Genomic DNA, 19,411 nt, shown 5'->3' on the forward strand with positions numbered 1-19,411 from the left:
TAAATGAGCATTTTGATCGGACTCGCGCACGAGCCTGTTTTTAACGCAGCAATGGCAACGCAGGTAGTTTTTCAACAGCCTGCTAGCGCAAAAGTCGCGCAGCGACGCCTTCCTAAGTGTTCTTCTCCCTCTGGGAGAAGGTGGCGCGAAGCGCCGGATGAGGGCAGGCATGCAGCACAGGCTTTCATCATCCGGGACGTATCTCACCGCATGACCGTCAGAGCGACCGGCTCAGGCCGGCTGATGCAGGCGCACGTTGAATAGCGGCCCCTGGCTGAAACGCGACAACGCCTTGGCAGCGGCCAGCACGCCCAGGTCGATCAGCGGCTCGATCAGGATCACGCTCATGTAGGCCAGGCCGAAGCTGCCCACGGCCGCCAGGTTCTCGCTGGAGAAGCCATGACCGTAGAAGGCCCAGAACGCGACCCAGGCGACGATGCCACCCTGGTAGGCAGTCGACAGCGCCAGTGCCTGCTTGTAGGAAAGATCGACGTAGGCGGTACCCGGCGCGACGATGCGCTTGGCCAGCAGACTGATGCCCCACAACGGGATCAACAGCGTGGTGACGTTCATGCCGTACTGCGGCAGGTCGAACTGGGCGAACAGCAGCCCCTGCAACAACAGCCCCGCGGCCAGGCCAATGGCGGCAGCACCGGCGCCGAACAGCAGGAGCAGGGTCGAGCCGAGGATCAGGTGCACCTCGGAAACGCCCACCGCATGATGCGGGAACACTTCGAAGAAGCAGAACACCAGGGCGGTGGTCAGCAGGCTGCGTAGCGCCAGGGCGGCGACACCGCCGTTGTTGCGGACGCTGTCCAGAGCGAGCTTGGCGGTCAGGCCGAAAGCCGTGATGGCCGTTGTGTAGCTGAGCAGGATCTTGGCGCCTTCGACGACACCGGGTTCGATATGCATGCGAGTTCCTTTGCCGCGCCCACCGCGCGACGATTCGGATAAGGGGGTGGGCGAAACGCCCGTTGTCGATGGCAGGTCTCCTGGCTCACGGCTTGGCACTTCGCCCGCCTTCCCGACCGAAGTCAGTGGCATGAGGGCATCGTTCGCCGCTTACAGTTGCGGGGGCAGCCAGGGCATTGGCGAGATTCGCCGCACCCTGTTCCCTTTTCATCCGCGTCACAGACGTGCACGCAGAACCATCGGCGGCAAGATTACTCGCCTGCCCGGCTAAAAAACAGCGTGCCGGGTTCCCCCTCGAAGCTCATCCCCGCTAAAGCGGGGAACACCAGGCAGCGATGTACTCCAGCGCCATCTCCTGCGGTTCATCCCCACTGGCGCGGGGAACACGCGCACTACCTGAAATGCGATCTGGCCAACTTCGGCTCATCCCCGCTGGCGCGGGGAACACACCCGTTACATGGACACCCTGATCGAGGCCGGCGGTTCATCCCCGCTGGCGCGGGGAACACCGGTGAAGGCCGGCCGGTGGGCATTTGAACGGCGGTTCATCCCCGCTGGCGCGGGGAACACCGCACGATTTTCCCGCGCGCGTGATAGGCCCGCGGTTCATCCCCGCTGGCGCGGGGAACACGTGCTCAAGCCAGGCGGCCACCTGCTGGCGTTCGGTTCATCCCCGCTGGCGCGGGGAACACTCGCGGTAGGCCTGCTGCGCATCTAGCGCATCCGGTTCATCCCCGCTGGCGCGGGGAACACATTGGCGCGGCGGTCGGGCAGCGGTGCCACCACGGTTCATCCCCGCTGGCGCGGGGAACACCGCGTCACCGCGAACCGCATCATCCCCTGGACCGGTTCATCCCCGCTGGCGCGGGGAACACATAAGGCTGACCACGACAAGGTTCGCGCCCAGCGGTTCATCCCCGCTGGCGCGGGGAACACATAGTCCGCAGAGAGGCTTCGTCGAATACCTCCGGTTCATCCCCGCTGGCGCGGGGAACACGTGGATGCAATGTGCATGACCTGGCGCCATGACGGTTCATCCCCGCTGGCGCGGGGAACACTTGCGGCACTGACCCGCCAAGCTCGGTCAAATCGGTTCATCCCCGCTGGCGCGGGGAACACTGCCATCCTAGGACTTGAACCTAGTTCTGCCGCGGTTCATCCCCGCTGGCGCGGGGAACACATTGCGCACATCCACCGCTGCGCTGATCCAATCGGTTCATCCCCGCTGGCGCGGGGAACACTCTCGCTTGCTTAGCGTCGGCTTGTTTGCCGCCGGTTCATCCCCGCTGGCGCGGGGAACACTGAATCGATCATCCTCGACATTCAGGCCGTGACGGTTCATCCCCGCTGGCGCGGGGAACACGCGCCATCACGCCGCACGAACAAGCGTCCGAGCGGTTCATCCCCGCTGGCGCGGGGAACACTGGCCCGCACGACCAGGGGACTAGCGTTAAGCCGGTTCATCCCCGCTGGCGCGGGGAACACGGATTAGCACCGTAGTAGTACAGCCATGTAGCCGGTTCATCCCCGCTGGCGCGGGGAACACTTCGAGCAATTCGCACATAAAACCTCTACCGTCGGTTCATCCCCGCTGGCGCGGGGAACACGCCGTCAAACTCACCGTGTTCATCGCACTGGCCGGTTCATCCCCGCTGGCGCGGGGAACACGCACTCAAAACGCGGGACTGCTGCTCAACGCTCGGTTCATCCCCGCTGGCGCGGGGAACACATCAGCCTCGCAGGAGCATGCTGGAGCAGGCCCGGTTCATCCCCGCTGGCGCGGGGAACACCACGCCACCCTCAAAGCCAGCCACGGCGCGGGCGGTTCATCCCCGCTGGCGCGGGGAACACGTAGATTGCATAGCTGTCGGTGATGATCTGGTCGGTTCATCCCCGCTGGCGCGGGGAACACAAGAAGATGTATACGTCGGGCGTAATCGAACTCGGTTCATCCCCGCTGGCGCGGGGAACACACCTATGACCGCGATGAAGCGTATATAGAGCGCGGTTCATCCCCGCTGGCGCGGGGAACACCTGTAGGACACGGACACTGCACCGAATACAGTCGGTTCATCCCCGCTGGCGCGGGGAACACGCCGATACCAGCGCGGACAGCACGCGAGCTTGCGGTTCATCCCCGCTGGCGCGGGGAACACGTTAATCAGGAGTGGCCAGCGCCGTGACTATCCGGTTCATCCCCGCTGGCGCGGGGAACACTAGAGGTGGTGAATACCGCCCTCCATGTCAGCCGGTTCATCCCCGCTGGCGCGGGGAACACGTGCGGGACACCGGCACGGAAGGCCACAGCGCCGGTTCATCCCCGCTGGCGCGGGGAACACAACGTGGCGGTAGAACGTGCGCGGGCCGAGATCGGTTCATCCCCGCTGGCGCGGGGAACACAGCTGGCGAAAGCGCTGGAGCGGATCGAGGAACGGTTCATCCCCGCTGGCGCGGGGAACACCTCCCTGGCCGCTGCTGCTGTTTCTTTGCCGGCGGTTCATCCCCGCTGGCGCGGGGAACACTCTTACGGGGCCGTTTTTGTTTCCGGAGTTCACGGTTCATCCCCGCTGGCGCGGGGAACACTGCGGCGCTGCATTGTTAGCCGCAACCCCCGTCGGTTCATCCCCGCTGGCGCGGGGAACACCTGTTCCAGCTCGCTTTTTACCGCGTCCGTGGCGGTTCATCCCCGCTGGCGCGGGGAACACGGATGCGGCCTCCACGGCGGCGCGCAGGTCGTCGGTTCATCCCCGCTGGCGCGGGGAACACATTCAGGGGGCGGATATCGTCAGCGTTTAGCGCGGTTCATCCCCGCTGGCGCGGGGAACACTTGGAGTTTTGCAGGGCTTCAAGCTCTCGACCCGGTTCATCCCCGCTGGCGCGGGGAACACGCACCGCAAAGAAGGAGCCTAACCATGACCCGCGGTTCATCCCCGCTGGCGCGGGGAACACTCGACCTGCAGCTCAGCGACCACGATGGCCGGCGGTTCATCCCCGCTGGCGCGGGGAACACAGCAGCGAGTGGTTCAGCCTGCTGTGGACGTGCGGTTCATCCCCGCTGGCGCGGGGAACACCCTGGCGCTCGTTGCCCTGTTCACCCTATGCAGCGGTTCATCCCCGCTGGCGCGGGGAACACCTATGTCATCGAGAGCATGAGCGAGACCCGCACGGTTCATCCCCGCTGGCGCGGGGAACACATCCGCGAGCGCGCCATTGACGCCCTCAACCGCGGTTCATCCCCGCTGGCGCGGGGAACACAAAGGCTGGATCAAAGACGCAGCATTCTCATGCGGTTCATCCCCGCTGGCGCGGGGAACACCCGCCCAGCCAGACGATGGCGCTGATCTCCGCCGGTTCATCCCCGCTGGCGCGGGGAACACCAGGGCGAGTCGGTGAAGGTGTACAGCTCCGGCGGTTCATCCCCGCTGGCGCGGGGAACACACCAGCGCCGCCGGGCAGATCCTGCGCGAGCAAGGTTCATCCCCGCTGGCGCGGGGAACACGTGGTCGCCCGTGGCCGGCATGAAACCTACAGCGGTTCATCCCCGCTGGCGCGGGGAACACGAGTTCTTTCAGCAGGTGGTCGTGGTCGTCGACGGTTCATCCCCGCTGGCGCGGGGAACACAGGGTTTTGTGCCAGCCGACCTGTTCGTCCAGCGGTTCATCCCCGCTGGCGCGGGGAACACAAAAAACAACGCTCACTGATCTTGACGCAGAGCGGTTCATCCCCGCTGGCGCGGGGAACACTTCCACCGTGCCCTGGCCGGCGTGCTCAGCTACGGTTCATCCCCGCTGGCGCGGGGAACACCACGGCATCGAAGCCAAGGGTGTGACCATCGACGGTTCATCCCCGCTGGCGCGGGGAACACACTTAGCGTAACCAATTGTTCCTTAAAGGAAAAATCAGCCGCTAAAAATCTACCAACTTTTCTTGTTAAAGATCAGAGTTTCCCGGGGGATGGAAGGCGACTAAATGCAGGCCGTCAAACTCTACCGGGAGCCGGCGATTGGGACCGAGTGTCTGGAACTCGTAACCCGACTCATGGTTGCTCGCCCAGGCCATGACCACGTTGCCGTCTTCATGACCCTGGCTCAGTTGCTCCCAGATCATTTCACGGGTGCGTTTGGAAACATCGCCGATATAGACACCGGCACGCACTTCCAGCAGCCAAATGGCCATACGCCCGCGCAAGCGCGGCGGGACGTTCTCGGTGACCACCACCAGAAAGCTCATTACTGCGCCCTGTGCCCGGCATCGCCGATGCTTTCGGGGTTGGGGATAGCAGGCGGCACGGACTCCGGCGGCGCCTCAGGTGGTGAGATACCACCAGCGGACAGCACCTCCTCAATGGTAGGAATGATCTTCGTCAGGATCTTGCTGGAGCGAAACAGATCACGACAACCTAGGCGCACCTCACGCTCTGGCTGGTGTGGCGCCTTGGCGGCGATGCGAAAGGCCAGCGGTACCACAGTCTCGAACTTGAACAAGTCGGCGACATCGTAGACGAAGGACAGAGGCTTACCGGTGTGAATGAACCCCACTGCCGGGGCATAACCCGCCGCCAACACAGCGGCCTCGGTGATGCCATACAGACAGGAGGTGGCCGCCGACAGGCAGCGGTTGGGGATATCCGCTGCATCCCATTCGTTGCGGTCATAATTGCGCGCACGCCAGTCGACGCCGTATTGCTTGGCCAGCAATTTATAGGTTTCACGCACACGCGCGCCTTCGATACCGCGCAACTGCTCGACGCTGCGCCGGGCCGGTGCGGGCTCCTGAAAGCGCAGTTCGTACATCTTGCGCACCACTTTCAGCCGCAGCTCATCGTCAAGCGCCAGCTTGGCCTGGTAGAGCAAGCGATCCGCCCGCGCACCACCGGGCTGACCACTGGCATACAACCTCACGCCGGACTCGCCCACCCACACCAGCAAAGTGCCGACGGTGGAGGCCAGATGTACGGCGGCATGCGACACCCGTGTACCCGGTTCGAGCATGATGCAGGCCACCGAACCGACCGGGATGTGCATGCGCACACCAGTCTTGTCGATGACCACGAAGGCGCCATCCTGCACGTCGATCTGCCCGTACTGGACGAAGATCATCGACACCCGATCCTTCATCGGCAGGGGTTTGAGTGGAGGTAGCAGGTTACCGGCCATGTTCAGGCCCCTTCATCGAGCTGCTACGGTTGATGCCCTGCTCCAGTGCCTGCAGTTTGGCTTTCATGCCACCCTCCATGGTCTGATCCATATTCAGCCACGCGCCAGACTGAGCAACCCGCAGCCGAACGCCTTGCCTGGGCCGATGCCCTGCTCCAGCGCTCGGCTGAAAGCTGCCAGCTCGCGCACCTGCAAGCGCCCCTCGAAGCACACTCGTTGCAGGCTGATGCGGCTGTCGCCCTTACGACTTGCCAGCACATCACTGGCCGTCACCAGGGCCGCTTCGACCTCAAAACCGTGGCGCTCGCCCTGGCGGCTCAACCAGGCAAGCTGCTGTTCCTCGCCTACCAGGCCATAGCGCTTGCCCTGACGCGTCACGGTTGGGTTGGCCTGCAGGCGAAAGCGATAACGCGCCCCGCCCTCGACCCACGTTTGGAGGTCGAGTGGTTTGCTTTCGATCTCGCGCTGCAGATAGTTGGGCAACACCTGCAAGGCTGACCAGTCGCCGACCTGCGCCGATTGCACCAGCACAACAGGGCTTGCCCAGGCATTGCTGCCCGCTTCCAGACGCCAGAGAAAACGAACCGGGGAGCTATGCTCATCGGTGACGAAGGCGCGGGCCAGGGTGCGGTGCATCTCGTAGGCATCGGCCAAATCACGCCGCGCCTGAGCGCTGCGCGGGTCAAGCGTCAGTCTGGTCAGGTACATGCAGCACTCCCGATTTCACGAAACGTGGGCCGAAACGACGCTCGGCAAAAGGTGCAACGGGCTGATCCAGGCGAATGGCGCCTTCCTGATCATCCTCCAGCAAGCAGCGCAGGGTCGGATGTGAATCCATACGGCGTAAACTCGCAAGCCGAGGGTATTGCGCTAACGCCTGCTCCAAGGACAAAGGAGAAAGACCGTCAGGCAGCCAGACCGGCATGCCCGGCGCAAAACTCTTGCGCCCCAGTGCCAACGGCCAGTGCGGGGCACGCAAAGCGGCGTGAATGCGAGTCAGCAGGACGTCATCCGCACCCTCCAGGCCGACCAGAAAGGCGGCATCGGAGAGGTAATAGCGCGGGCTGACCACGGTACGGCGTAAATCCGACTTGCCGGTGGCGATCAACACGCCAGTAGCGGTCTGGTAGTCGCGCATAGGGGCGCCTTCATGGTCGACGCGCACCCCCATACGCAGGGCTGCCAGATCCTCGACCGGCTCATGCCGATCACGCCCCAACGCCGCACAGACCAGACCGAGCACGCCCGATTTGGAAGGCTCCAACTGGGTATCGCGCTCATCGAACCGGCTAGTGGTGCCCCAGGATTGCATCGGCCCCTGCAAACGCAGCAACAGGGTTGCCATGCTCAGCCCTCCAGTTGCGCGGCAACCTGCATACGTACCCAGGTCGCCAGCTCGCCCAGGTTCTTCACCTGAGCGCCCTTCTGCGCGGGCCAGGCGTCGCTCAGATCGAGGTACGCCCACTGATCGCGGGCATCGGCATAGACCGCCGCCAGCTTGCCCTCATGCTTGGCCAGCTCGCTGATCGACAACCCAGTCAACGAAGCATCCTGACGGGCGGCGATGGGCTTCTCGAAGGCGTTGGCCAGGTTCAGCGGGCCGGCATGGCGCAGGCAAACGCCGACGAAGCTCGGCAGGTTGTGCGCGGCGAAGGTGTTCTGCTTGCCGGTCGGAATGGCGCGCACCATGGCCTGGGTAAAGGCCTCCAGGGCGGACAGGGTCAGCTCGCGATCCTGCTGCAGGTTACCGAGCAGCTTGCCGGCATCGACTACCGCATAGCGGTACAAGGTGGCGGAGTTGAACTCCACCTGGCCGATCATGCCGGCGCCGGTTTCGTCCGGCCCGCCCTTGTCGTCGACGGCGGTGAAGTAGTCGAACTCACGCTCCACGCGGTGCGTGCTGATGGCATGGGCCACCTGGCAGGCGGCGTCCTGGTTGACCTCCGGCATGTCGGCGAGCATACGCCCGAACAGCGCCACGTCCACTGCCTTGCCGCCATCGAGCAAGGCCTTGGCCTTTTTCACCACGTCAGCCGGGGCGCTGGCCTTGGCTTCCTTCTTACCCTTCTTCTCGCCGCCAGCCGCACCGGCCAGCTCGTCCCAGTGTTGTTCGATCAAGGTGGCGAAACCGGCAATTTCGGCCTCGCCGAGAAACAGCAGGTACTCGGTCTTGCCGTCGTCCTTGAGTTTGAGGCCGGCAGCGGCCAGCGCCACTTCGATCTTACCCTCGGCTTCCAACGGATCGCGCCCGACCAGGCGCTCCAGCAATAGCGCCTTGAGCTTCTTGGTACGCACACCGCGATACTCCGGCGCGACCAGCTCATGCTCCTGAGCGGCCAAGCGAATGGCACGCTTGAAGCACTGGCTGCTGACCCGTGCGCGGCGATGGCCACCGAACAGGGCATCCTTGGGCGCGCCGGTATCGTCACGGTTGAGGTTGGATGGGGCGAAGTTCTGGATCAGGTGGAACTCGACAAACAGACTCATGATGTCCCTCTCAGTCGTTGACAGCTTGTTCAGTGGGTTCGGCAGCAGGCGCCGCCAGGGCGCGATAGAAGTCCCGCGCCCAGCGCTGGCGCACGTTGTCGCGGCGCTCGGCATCGATATGTGGGTTGAGCCAGACGCTCAGGTCGCGCAGCAGCACGCCGTAGTCCAGCGGGCGATCATCGGCAGCCAGCAGGCTGATGATCTGGCGCAGATACACCGCCAGGTTTTCCGCGTCGGCCCCCAGCAAGGCGATGAAGCGTTGTTCGATGCTGGCGCTTTCACGCTTGCGCATCAGCTCACCAAGGCTTGCAGCCAGGCTTCTGGCACCGTGATGAGGATGGGCGGCATACAAACCAGCCGTCAGGTACAGCGCCAGGCGCGACGCATCCTGAGCATGCCGCTCGGCCGCGACGAAGCGTTCCACGTAGGGATAAGCCGGCGGATAACTGCCCGGCTCGAAGCTCAGGCTGCGACGCAGGGTGGCCATGGCGCCCCGGTCATGCTCCTGCAAGCGCTGCAAATGCGCGATAAAGCTCTGCGCGAACTCACTCATGCGCGAACCTCCTTGTCGGGTGTGGGAGTCGCCCGCAACGGGGCGAGCAGCCCCAGCAGGCGTGGATGATGACGTGCTTCGGCACGCAGGGCTTTGGCGCCTCGACCTAAGCCAGCCAGCACGGCCTGCCAGGCGTCACGGGCGGCGTCATGCAGGCTCTGGCGCCAGAGCGCCTCGGCCTCGTCCAGCTCGTCGTTACCCAGTAGCGCCATGACGCGCCCAAGCTGACGCTCGGCGCTGGCGAAGTACAGGGCACCCGCCGGGCCGGCATCGATCAGACTGCGCGCACGCGCCCAGGTGTCCTTACTGCCGGGGTCAGGCAGGGTTTCGGCGAGCATGCCGGTGGCCAGCTTACGCAAGGCCATGAACAACTCTTCGGCATCGCGTACATAGCGGCGCAGCTCATTGGCGTGATCGGGCGAAGCCAGCAGCTTGGCCGGCAGCGCGATGCGCTCGGAACGCCAGCGCAGCAGCTTGGCCTGATCACTGGCCAAGCCTGCAATCAGCAACGGCTGCACGCCATTGCCCAGGTAGAACTGCAGATTGGCTGCCCATTCCAGCACTGCAGCAGGCTGCGAGGCCTTACCTTCAGCGTCCGGCAACAGTGCGGGAAGATCACGCCACAAGGCACGACCTTCGCTGAAGCTCAGGCGTACCAAGCTGTTGCTACCCGCTCGATAGCTGGCCATGGGATCGGGTGCCTGCGCGTCATCGCCCAGTGCCAAACCAGCGGCGAAGCGAATCCACTGCACACGCTGCTCATCGTCCGCTAACAACAAAACGGCCCGGCTCTGCCTGGTGTAGCGATCATTGGGGCCGCTCGCCAGCTCAGGGTCGCCACGCAGTTGGGTAATGTTTAGCGCACTGCGCTCCCATGCAGGCAGGTCTTCATGCCCCGTCTGGGTTGTTGGATGCAGGGCCAGGCACAAACTTTGCGCCAGCGAATCGCCCATCGGCAGCACCGCTGCCGTATTGGCCAGTGCGCCGGCTTTATCGGAGTCGCGCAGCGTCTTGACCAGTCCACCGGGCGTGAACTGCAAAAAGCCGAGCAAGGTACGCAAGGCATCGGCAGCATTGATACTGCGCGGCGCCAGATCGCAGGAATGATCGAACACCACCGGCGCATTGCCGTTGGCGCTGGCCAGGGAAATTTGCGTCCAGGGTTTGAGCTTGTCGCGGGTTTCTTCGGCGTCGGCCAGCGCCGCCACCTGCATGAAGGGATGCTGCGAATGGAACAGCCAGAAGCGCTCGCGCCAACGCTGCAGATAGTCGCGAATGGCCGACAGCGGCAGCCCGTCCTGATACCAGCGTAGGCGCTCGGCATCCGTCCAGCGCCCCTGCGCCTGGCTGATGGCGCGGTGGGTGATCGCCAGCAACAGCCTGTACTGAGCGATCAGACTCGGCGGTGAGGTTTCTGCCAGGGCGCTGATCTCGCCGGCCAGCTCGAAGAGCGCCAACAAGCCCAGTTCACGCACCTGCCCATCGTGCATCCGTACCGCCAGCCATGGCTCGTCGAGCAGACTGAAAGACTCACTCATACCTATCCCCCATTCCCTGTTGCCACGACTCCATATCCCTCTCCCTGAATCCGACAGGTCTGCAGTAAAGCAGACAAAATGCCATCATGAAAATGAGTCAGGTCAGCAAACCGCTCTAGTCAATGCCACCCGTCCATGATGACGCGTCATTGAATGACTGCGTGCTACGATGCACCAATCCTGTAACACATCGAGGTGCTCAATCATGAGTGAAGCCACCTTTACCTTTCGCGTAGACGACGCACTGAAAAGCGAATTTGCCCAGGCTGCCAAAGCCCGTGATCGCACTGGCGCCCAACTGCTGCGCGACTTCATGCGTGACTTCGTCCGACAGCAGCAGGAGGCCGCCGAGCACGATGTCTGGCTGCGCCGCCAGGTGCAGATGGGGCTGGATTCGGCCAATGCCGGTGAGCTGCTCAGCAATGAAGAGGTCGAAGCCGAAGCCGCCGCATGGCGTGCTGAAATGCGCCGCAAGCTGGACAGTGCCGCGTCGTGAGGCTGGCCTGGACGCGTCTCGCACTGAAGGACCGCCAAGCCATCCGCAGTTATATCGCCCAGGACAATCCAATGGCCGCCCTGGCGCTGGATGAGTTATTCGCAGAAAAGGCCGGCCGCCTGGCCGATCACCCCGGCCTGGGGCGACCAGGCCGGGTGAACGGTACACGCGAACTGGTCGTTCATCAGCATTACCTGATGATCTACGACCTGGCCAATGATCAGGTACGGATACTGCGCGTGCTGCATACAGCGCGTCAGTGGCCAGGTGCGGACTGAACTCAAGCCTCGCGCTGGTAGACCACCCCCAGTTCATCATCCAGACGCACCATCAAACGCCCGATCTGTAGGCAGCCATCGGTAAGCACCAGCGGCTTGAGATGACGCAGCAGCGGATGCTCGCTGAACGACCGAGGCGACTCCAACGCCTGTGCATGTTTGACCAGCGCGGTGCGTGAGGTCTTTAGTTGTCGGGCGTAAAGCTGTTTGGCCCGCTCGTTGGACAACAGCTGATCAGGGGAAAAAGCTTCGCCATTGGGTGTCAGGCTCCAGCCACCTGGCACCTGATGCACAGGAATCAGGGTCACTGAGTCGTCGCCGAGCCGAGTGTAGTTGGGCAGCCCCAAACCTTCCTCACCCTCTTCATAGCCTCGATTCTTTTGGGTGTAGGCGTTCTGAGGCTCGGCTTGTGGATCGACGGCGACATTGCGGGCCATCATTCGCTCGGTTTGTCGCTTGCCCAAATGGCTACCGTAGGCTTCATCTTCGATAAAGGCACGATCTGCCTCGGCAATATCAGCCGGCAAATCCTCGCTGTCATACACCGCCTGAACCAGTCGGTCGATATCCTGCGGCAAGTGCAGCTCCTGCTCACGCGACAACAGTGCCCAGGTGCGCCCTAGGATGTAGGGCTCGTAGACGTATTCCCAGGCAGTGTTCTTGAGGTCGGGCAAGGCGTCGACAGCCAGACCTGCCACATACAAGGTTGCTTGCCGATGAGCCTCGGGACGCTCACGTTGATGGCGATGCAGGCGGCCAGCGCGCTGCAGAATCAGATCCACCGGCGCCAGGTCGGTGAACATGAAGTCGAAGTCGATATCCAGGCTCTGCTCAGCTACCTGCGTGGCGATCAGCAAGGCCTTGGCAGGACGCTCGCCGCCCTGACCAAAACGCGCTAACACCGCCTGCTCCTGCTGGCTGCGTTGATCTGCCGGGAAGCGTGCATGAAACAGCAGCAGGCTCACGTCATCCCCCACTTGTGCCTTGAGCTTGAGGTAAAGGCTTTGCGCGCGATCCACGGTATTGACGATCAGCGCGCCGCAACCACCTTGCTGAACCAGCTCACAGGCCTTGGCGACCAGGCTGTCGATATCTTCCAGCACGGCCTGTAGGTGAATCGGCGGCAGTGGCCGCGAGGCACATGTGCCGCCCTGTAGGCCACGATCATCGGCCAGCAACAGGCGCGGATAACTCAGCTCGGGTACAGCGTCCACCGCTACACCCCAGGCGCTCAGCAAGGCATCACGACGCGGCGCCGGCAAGGTGGCGCTCATCAGCACCACCGAGCTGCCCATCGCCTTGAGCCAACGCAGTAAGGCCTCAATCAAACCGCTGGTGTAGGTGTCGTAGGCATGCACTTCATCGAGCACAACCACGCGGTTGCTCAAACCCCACAAGCGCACGAAATGGTGTTTGACGTTGAGTGTGGCGAACAGCGCCTGATCCACGGTACCAACACCATAAGGCGACAGCAGCGGCCGGCGGCGCTGGGAGAACCAGGCCGACGAGACCACGCTGTCACCGGATGCGCCATAAATGCCACGCAGCGCCAGCACCTGTTCGTTGAGCGCGGCGCCGCCATGCACCAGTTGCACGTCCAGCGGTGTGTCGGCGGCAAAGCTGTGGAGAAAGGTCAGCGCACGGCTGAACAGTGCATTGCCCGTGGCCTGGGTCGGCAGCGCAACATAAAGCCCACGATGCTGGTTGGCCGCCTGCAGACGCAGGTGAGCGAGAAAAGCCAGCTCGGTCTTACCCTCGCCCATCGGCGCCTCGACCAGCAGCAGCGCCGGGCCTTGTACTCCGTCGAGCAAACGGTCGGCCTCGGATTGCAGCGGGCGCGCCGTCAGCTCCGGGCGCTGAACGATCTGAGCGATCAGGTGATCTGCCGTGGCCGGCGCAGTCAGCAGAGGCTGAAAGGGGCGCCAGCCAATCTGCTGCAGCGCCTGATCAGCACGCGCGCAGGCATCGGCATGATGCTCGGCCAGCAGAGCATGACGCTCGCCCAGGGGAAACCACTCGGGATTGGAGCCGATCCAGTCGGCCACGCTGGTCAGCCCGGCCAGCCACTGCACCGCTGGCTGCGACAACGCTTCGATCTGCGGCGCACCCTGTGGCGCCAATACAGCCCAGTACGCAGCGAATATCTGCCGACGCGCCTCACCCCAGGCCGGAGGTTCGAACGCCGGTTTGGCCCGATTGAATTCGCTTTGGTTGAAGTTGTAGCCATGGTGGGCGCTGATGGCCTGCAAGACATGACGGATCCACAGCAGGTGGCCAATGCCCTGACCAGGCAGGTGCTCCCAGAGCAACGCCGCACTGGCGCAGGCATGGTCGGTAACGCCCAGAGCACGGGAGGGAAAGGTCAGCCCCAACGCCTCATCGGCCTGCCGCCCTTCGAGCCACTTGTCCTGAAAGCCGGGAATGGCCTTGCCGAAATCGTGCAGGCCCACCAGACAGGCAACCCAGCGCGCCACCTGCTCGCGCTCCAATCCCAACGTCTGAGCGGCCCAATCCAGCGTGCTCGCCGGTTCGTGCGCCAGCATCCGCTCAGCCACCGCCGCCACGTCCAGCAAATGGGCCAGCACGCCATGGCCGTAGCCATCACCACTCTTGGCCCAGAGGCGACGGGCCTGGTCGCTGAGATCGGCGAATCCTTTCATTGGTCATTCCCTGCATTGCGTGAGGCTTGCACAACAAAGTGCCAGCACGCCCCCCTACCTGACAACCGTGCGAAGTCCTATTGCTGCAAACCATTAATTAGATTCCCAGCACCTGAGCCTTGCATCGTCGAACTCATGGAATAAAAACGTTTGGGGCGTTAGCTCTGGAGCAAGGCCGGTATTACTCTCATCCCCGCTCATGCGGGGAGCACGGGTTGCCCATCGGCAACCTCTCGTCGCAGTTCGATTCATCCCCGCTTACGCGGGGAAAACTGCTCCAGCTGGTCATCCTCAACAACGATGGCCGGCTCATCCCCGCTGGCGCGGGGAACACTAGCACTCAGGACAAAAGGCGAAGTAAGGCGGCGGTTCATCCCCGCTGGCGCGGGGAACACGTTGGCGGTGGCGTGCAGCATCATGCCGCCGTTCGGTTCATCCCCGCTGGCGCGGGGAACACAGCGTGCTGGCCTGCCTGACGGCAGCGGTGGGCGGTTCATCCCCGCTGGCGCGGGGAACACGATATCGATGCGGGCAAGATCTGGATAGCCCACGGTTCATCCCCGCTGGCGCGGGGAACACCGACTGCTCAAGGATTTCGGCGGCGCTCGGGCCGGTTCATCCCCGCTGGCGCGGGGAACACTGCCAGCTGCTGCCGCGCCTGGGTTCGCTGCGCGGTTCATCCCCGCTGACGCGGGGAACACGCCGCGCCTCGATGCCGTGTTTCTTCGCCAGACGGTTCATCCCCGCTGGCGCGGGGAACACTAACCAGGACGGGCGCAGAGCAAAGGGCGCGACGGTTCATCCCCGCTGGCGCGGGGAACACGTGATTAACGACAGCATTGCTACTGCAAATGCTGGTTCATCCCCGCTGGCGCGGGGAACACGCTCAGCAACGCAGCATCGGCCGCATCCAAGGCGGTTCATCCCCGCTGGCGCGGGGAACACCCGTCAGCACCATCGAGCGCGAAGCCCTCACGCGGTTCATCCCCGCTGGCGCGGGGAACACCCCATCTGCAGCGCGTCGTGGGTCACATCCAGCGGTTCATCCCCGCTGGCGCGGGGAACACAAGGTAACGTCCTGCATGTATATGCCGACAGCCGGTTCATCCCCGCTGGCGCGGGGAACACTCATCGCACTGGCCTTTGTACGGCTCAGGCGGCGGTTCATCCCCGCTGGCGCGGGGAACACTTCTGCCTACTATTCCAGATAGTTCGGTTGGTCGGTTCATCCCCGCTGGCGCGGGGAACACGTAATTACTCCATTGCTAGCATCTGAAACCAGCGGTTCATCCCCGCTGGCGCGGGGAACACTCTTAGCCATCGCGCTGGGCACAGCGAGCGGACGGTTCATCCCCGCTGGCGCGGGGAACACGACATTAGACCCAGTAAATGGCCCATCTGACTCGGTTCATCCCCGCTGGCGCGGGGAACACATTGCAGTAACGTAGCCGGCGAGGTCGCCGCGCGGTTCATCCCCGCTGGCGCGGGGAACACTGCGCGAGCTTCGGATAGGTGCCGGCAATCCACGGTTCATCCCCGCTGGCGCGGGGAACACCGGTATCTGGACAAGGTGACAACCAAGGATGTCGGTTCATCCCCGCTGGCGCGGGGAACACGCTCTCATATTCCCGAACCTGAGTGTTTACGACGGTTCATCCCCGCTGGCGCGGGGAACACGGTATCTGGACAAGGTGACAACCAAGGATGTCCGGTTCATCCCCGCTGGCGCGGGGAACACTTTCTCGAACGAATCGACCATTGCCCAATAGGCGGTTCATCCCCGCTGGCGCGGGGAACACCTCAGTCAGAAGTGCCGGACTTAAAGAGCATCCGGTTCATCCCCGCTGGCGCGGGGAACACTGATGAGTATCAATATATCCCGAGCCAGCAATCGGTTCATCCCCGCTGGCGCGGGGAACACTTGGATACCGTATCTATCCGACCCATCGCCGGCGGTTCATCCCCGCTGGCGCGGGGAACACTGGGCTGTCCGGCATTGCCGCCACCATCATCAACGGTTCATCCCCGCTGGCGCGGGGAACACGCGCTCGGGCAGGATGCGGCGGGGGATGTAGGCGGTTCATCCCCGCTGGCGCGGGGAACACCTTGGGCAGCAGGTGCGCATCGAGCTCGGCCGCGGTTCATCCCCGCTGGCGCGGGGAACACGCAATGCCGGACAGGCCACCGGAGAAGCCGGCCGGTTCATCCCCGCTGGCGCGGGGAACACATGGGGTTGGCCATGGCGGCCACGGCCAGGGCCGGTTCATCCCCGCTGGCGCGGGGAACACGGCGCGGGCGATCAGCGCGGCGCTGTCGTCGCCGGTTCATCCCCGCTGGCGCGGGGAACACGCAGCACAGGTAAAGCGGCGATGCTCGAAGGTCGGTTCATCCCCGCTGGCGCGGGGAACACACTTAGCCTAACCAATTGTTCTCAAAGGAGAAAATCAGCCGCTAAAAATCTACCAACTTCTCCTTGTTAAAGATCGCCCCTGTATCAAAGCAGATTCGGCGTGCTACGCGCCAGCAGCGCCTCGACGTCGACACCGCGCGGCAGGGTGCCGTAGACGCGGCCGCGGCCTTCCAGGCGGCTGGCGATAAAGGCGTCGGACACCGTGGCGTTGCCGGCCTCCAGCAGCAGCTTCGCCTGCAGTGCCACGGCCATGTCTTCGGTGAGCTGGCGAGCGCGGTACTGGATATCGGCTGTATCAGCGAAATCTGCCTTCAGGCGCTGGATATGCGCCTTCAGGCGGGCATCGCCATGACCATCGCCCAGTTCGGCGAACAGCGCATCGAGTACGCCGGGCTCCTTGGACAGTGCACGCAGCACGTCCAAACATTGCACGTTGCCCGAGCCTTCCCAGATCGAGTTGACCGGCGCTTCGCGGTACAGGCGCGGCATGATGGTTTCCTCGACATAGCCCGCGCCGCCCATGCATTCGCTGGCCTCGTAGATCATTTCCGGCGCGCGCTTGCAGATCCAGTACTTGCCCACGGCAGTGACCAGACGGGCGAACTTGTCTTCCTGCGCGTCATGCGCGTGATCCAGCGCGCGGCCCATGCGCATGCACAGGGCCAGCGCGGCTTCGCTCTCCAGCGCCAGGTCGGCCAGCACGTTCTGCATCAGCGGCTGGTCGGCGAGCAGCTTGCCACCCACCTGGCGATGCGCGCAGTGGTGCGCGGCCTGGGTCAGCGCCTGGCGCATCAGGCTGCTGGAACCGACCATGCAATCGAAGCGGGTCATCGCCACCATCTCGATGATGGTCGGCACGCCACGCCCTTCCTCACCGAGCATCCAGGCGAAAGCGCCACGGTACTCCACCTCGCTGGAGGCGTTGGCCCAGTTGCCCAGCTTGTTCTTCAGGCGCTGGATGTAGAACGCGTTGCGCGTGCCGTCCGGGCGGTGACGCGGCAGCAGGAAGCACGACAGGCCCTTGTCGGTGTAGGCCAGGGTGAGGAAGGCGTCGCACATCGGCGCCGAGCAGAACCACTTGTGGCCCACCAGCTCATAGCCCTGCCCCGGTCCGCCGAGGCCGATGGGATAGGCGCGAGTGGTGTTGGCGCGCACATCGGTGCCACCCTGCTTCTCGGTCATGGCCATACCGATGGTCACGCCAGTCTTCTGCTCCATCGGCAGGTTGCGTGGGTCGTACTCGGTGGCGAGGATCTTCGGCAGCCACTGCTCGGCTACGTTGGGCTGCAGGCGGATGGCCGGCACGGCGGCGAAGGTCATGGTCAACGGGCAGCCGCTGGCCGCTTCGGCCTGGCTGTGCATATAGGTCAGCCCGGCACGGGCGACATGGGCGCCGGCACGCGGGTCGTTCCAGGGCAGCGACGGCAGGCCGTGCTCGACCGCTGTGCGCATCAGCTCGTGGTAGGCCGGGTGAAACTCGACCAGGTCGATGCGATTGCCGTAGCGGTCATGACTCTTGAACACCGGTTTGTTCTCGTTGGCAAGAAAGCCGGCCTGCATCAGGGCGCCGCCGGCCAGCGCACCATAGGCGCTCAAACGCTCGTGGGCCCAGGCGCCATCGTAGCGGCGAATCCACTCCTGCAGCGGCAGATCGAGGCGATAGAGATTGGCGCCATCGAGGCTCGGTACCTGGTTGAACACCTCGTGGGTTTCGGCATGCAGGCTGGGCTTCATCGCGTGGGCTCCTTGGCGCCGACGGCGCGCAGGCAGAAGGTGGCAAGGCTGGCGCTGACCTGCGCCAGCTCCAGGGTGGGTTGGCCTGCTTCGCGAGCGGCGCGAGCAGCTGGCGACAGAGGGCCGACCAGCGCTTCGGCTATGGCGCCGACCAGGCAGGCCGCCATCAGACCGATCTGCTCGACGCGAAACTCACCGGTGCCGGCACCCTCCTCCAGCAGATCGATGAACAGTTCGGCGTAGGCTTCGCGATAGAGCAGGCGCTGCTCGTCAACTTCCGGGTCGACCGGTTCGGCAATCAGCGCGAAGGCCAGGCGGCGGCTATGCCAGGCGCGGGCAGCGAACTGTTCCAGGCCGATGCGCAGGCGCTCACTGGCGCTGCCCGGCCCACGCATGGCAGCGGCCAGAGCATCTACCTCACGCTGGCTGGCGCTAGCGAATACCTCGGCGGCCAGTTCACCCTTGCTGCGAAAGTGGCGGTACAGACTACCGGTGGCGATGCCAACATCGTCGGCCAACGCCTGCATGGTCAGGGCGGCGAAACCGCCCTCGGCCACCCGCAGCAAGGCGCAGTCGAGAATACGCGCGCGCAACGCTTGGTCGCGGTCGAGTCGAGCTTCGGTGGTGCGATAAGCCATGGTCTGAATCCTGATTCATCTGCATGCAGTGAATCAGGATTCAGACCATGACTAAAGGGACGATCCGGCCAAAACTGCCGCCGAATCGGGAATGAGGTTGCCCGTGCAAAGCTGCACTTGTAGGAGCCAGCTTGCTGGCGATCATCGATCTGACAGGCGCAGAGCATCGCCGGCAAGCCGGCTCCTACGGGCGCAGCGGCTTCATCACGCCCTGCGAAAGAGTCAGACCGGCGCGGCGCCACCGGAAACCGTTGCCGGGCGGCACAGCACCCAGTCATGCAGCAGTACGCGCAACTCGTCGAATTTCACCGGTTTCGCCAGGTAGTCGGTATGCGCTCCATAGACCCCATCTTCAACTGACCTCTCCGTATCCCGGATGCTGGGCTCCCTATTTTCCCGTGGAGTTCCGTCATGATGCGTCCCGACGCCAAAGTGCAGAAGGTCTATCTCTACCCAAAGCCCGTCGACTTCCGCAAATCCATCAATGGACTGGCCGCGCTGGTCGAGCTGGACATCAAGGTGGAGGTGTTCAACCCGGTGCTGTTCGTG

At 63.9% G+C, this 19,411-nt stretch carries 14 protein-coding genes, 1 pseudogene, 2 CRISPR repeat arrays and 1 riboswitch; of the genes and pseudogenes, 3 read left to right on the plus strand and 12 right to left on the minus strand.

Annotated elements, in window-relative coordinates; genetic code table 11:
- Positions 1 to 231: 231 nt before the first annotated feature.
- From DBO86_RS12955 to casA, 8 genes are all read right to left on the minus strand, one after another.
- A complete protein-coding gene (locus tag DBO86_RS12955) occupies positions 232 to 912 on the minus strand; it encodes an energy-coupling factor ABC transporter permease (protein WP_108233867.1) in 681 nt (226 codons plus the stop codon).
- Between the two features lie 53 nt (positions 913 to 965).
- Positions 966 to 1,168: riboswitch (cobalamin riboswitch) on the minus strand.
- Positions 1,169 to 1,270: 102 nt separating this feature from the next.
- Positions 1,271 to 4,777: a CRISPR direct-repeat array (repeat unit 29 nt; unit sequence CGGTTCATCCCCGCTGGCGCGGGGAACAC).
- 65 nt (positions 4,778 to 4,842) lie between these two features.
- Positions 4,843 to 5,142 carry a type I-E CRISPR-associated endoribonuclease Cas2e gene (gene cas2e, locus DBO86_RS12960; RefSeq protein WP_108233868.1) on the minus strand — a complete coding sequence of 100 codons (300 nt, stop codon included), beginning with the start codon at positions 5,140 to 5,142 and terminating at the stop codon, positions 4,843 to 4,845.
- On the minus strand, positions 5,142 to 6,068 hold the full coding sequence (gene cas1e, locus DBO86_RS12965; RefSeq protein WP_208630440.1) for a type I-E CRISPR-associated endonuclease Cas1e: 927 nt from the start codon (positions 6,066 to 6,068) through the stop codon (positions 5,142 to 5,144). Before cas1e ends, cas2e begins: the two co-directional genes overlap by 1 nt.
- Positions 6,069 to 6,161: 93 nt before the next feature.
- The gene (gene cas6e, locus DBO86_RS12970; protein WP_108233869.1) at positions 6,162 to 6,776 is read right to left on the minus strand and encodes a type I-E CRISPR-associated protein Cas6/Cse3/CasE; all 615 of its coding nucleotides are present in this window, start codon (positions 6,774 to 6,776) and stop codon (positions 6,162 to 6,164) included.
- Positions 6,751 to 7,413: a type I-E CRISPR-associated protein Cas5/CasD gene (cas5e, locus tag DBO86_RS12975; protein ID WP_108233870.1), complete on the minus strand. Its 663-nt coding sequence runs from the start codon at positions 7,411 to 7,413 to the stop codon at positions 6,751 to 6,753. Before cas5e ends, cas6e begins: the two co-directional genes overlap by 26 nt.
- Positions 7,414 to 7,415: 2 nt before the next feature.
- The gene (gene cas7e / locus DBO86_RS12980; RefSeq protein WP_108233871.1) at positions 7,416 to 8,555 is read right to left on the minus strand and encodes a type I-E CRISPR-associated protein Cas7/Cse4/CasC; all 1,140 of its coding nucleotides are present in this window, start codon (positions 8,553 to 8,555) and stop codon (positions 7,416 to 7,418) included.
- Between the two features lie 10 nt (positions 8,556 to 8,565).
- Positions 8,566 to 9,108, minus strand: coding sequence for a type I-E CRISPR-associated protein Cse2/CasB (gene casB, locus DBO86_RS12985; protein WP_108233872.1), 543 nt, complete (start codon positions 9,106 to 9,108; stop codon positions 8,566 to 8,568).
- A complete protein-coding gene (casA, locus tag DBO86_RS12990) occupies positions 9,105 to 10,646 on the minus strand; it encodes a type I-E CRISPR-associated protein Cse1/CasA (protein WP_108233873.1) in 1,542 nt (513 codons plus the stop codon). The genes casB and casA overlap by 4 nt, the downstream gene beginning before the upstream one ends.
- A 205-nt stretch (positions 10,647 to 10,851) precedes the next feature.
- On the opposite strand from casA, the gene DBO86_RS12995 reads away from it, so the two are divergent.
- Positions 10,852 to 11,142 carry a CopG family ribbon-helix-helix protein gene (locus DBO86_RS12995; RefSeq protein WP_108233874.1) on the plus strand — a complete coding sequence of 97 codons (291 nt, stop codon included), beginning with the start codon at positions 10,852 to 10,854 and terminating at the stop codon, positions 11,140 to 11,142.
- Entirely contained in the window at positions 11,139 to 11,420 is a 282-nt protein-coding gene (locus DBO86_RS13000) for a type II toxin-antitoxin system RelE/ParE family toxin (RefSeq protein ID WP_108233875.1), read from the plus strand. The genes DBO86_RS12995 and DBO86_RS13000 overlap by 4 nt, the downstream gene beginning before the upstream one ends.
- 2 nt (positions 11,421 to 11,422) lie before the next feature.
- Here DBO86_RS13000 and DBO86_RS13005 read toward each other — a convergent pair whose 3' ends face one another.
- The 4 genes and pseudogenes from DBO86_RS13005 to DBO86_RS27275 all read right to left on the minus strand — a co-directional run.
- Positions 11,423 to 14,080 (minus strand): CRISPR-associated helicase/endonuclease Cas3, encoded by a 2,658-nt coding sequence (locus DBO86_RS13005; protein ID WP_108233876.1) that lies wholly within the window; start codon positions 14,078 to 14,080, stop codon positions 11,423 to 11,425.
- Between the two features lie 244 nt (positions 14,081 to 14,324).
- A CRISPR array of direct repeats spans positions 14,325 to 16,490; the repeat unit is 29 nt; unit sequence CGGTTCATCCCCGCTGGCGCGGGGAACAC.
- A gap of 84 nt (positions 16,491 to 16,574) precedes the next feature.
- The gene (locus DBO86_RS13010; protein ID WP_108233877.1) at positions 16,575 to 18,224 is read right to left on the minus strand and encodes an acyl-CoA dehydrogenase family protein; all 1,650 of its coding nucleotides are present in this window, start codon (positions 18,222 to 18,224) and stop codon (positions 16,575 to 16,577) included.
- A complete protein-coding gene (locus DBO86_RS13015; RefSeq protein WP_108233878.1) occupies positions 18,221 to 18,862 on the minus strand; it encodes a TetR/AcrR family transcriptional regulator in 642 nt (213 codons plus the stop codon). Before DBO86_RS13015 ends, DBO86_RS13010 begins: the two co-directional genes overlap by 4 nt.
- Positions 18,863 to 19,084: 222 nt before the next feature.
- A pseudogene (locus tag DBO86_RS27275) lies at positions 19,085 to 19,234 on the minus strand (hypothetical protein); the annotation flags it as partial.
- 42 nt (positions 19,235 to 19,276) lie between these two features.
- Between DBO86_RS27275 and tnpB the strand changes: the two are divergent.
- Positions 19,277 to 19,411, plus strand: a 135-nt coding sequence (gene tnpB / locus DBO86_RS13020; protein ID WP_146173173.1) for an IS66 family insertion sequence element accessory protein TnpB, incomplete at its 3' end; no start/stop codon positions are given.

The sequence above is a fragment of the Ectopseudomonas oleovorans genome (assembly GCF_003052605.1).
In the GTDB taxonomy this organism is placed as follows: Bacteria; Pseudomonadota; Gammaproteobacteria; order Pseudomonadales; family Pseudomonadaceae; genus Aquipseudomonas; species Aquipseudomonas oleovorans_A.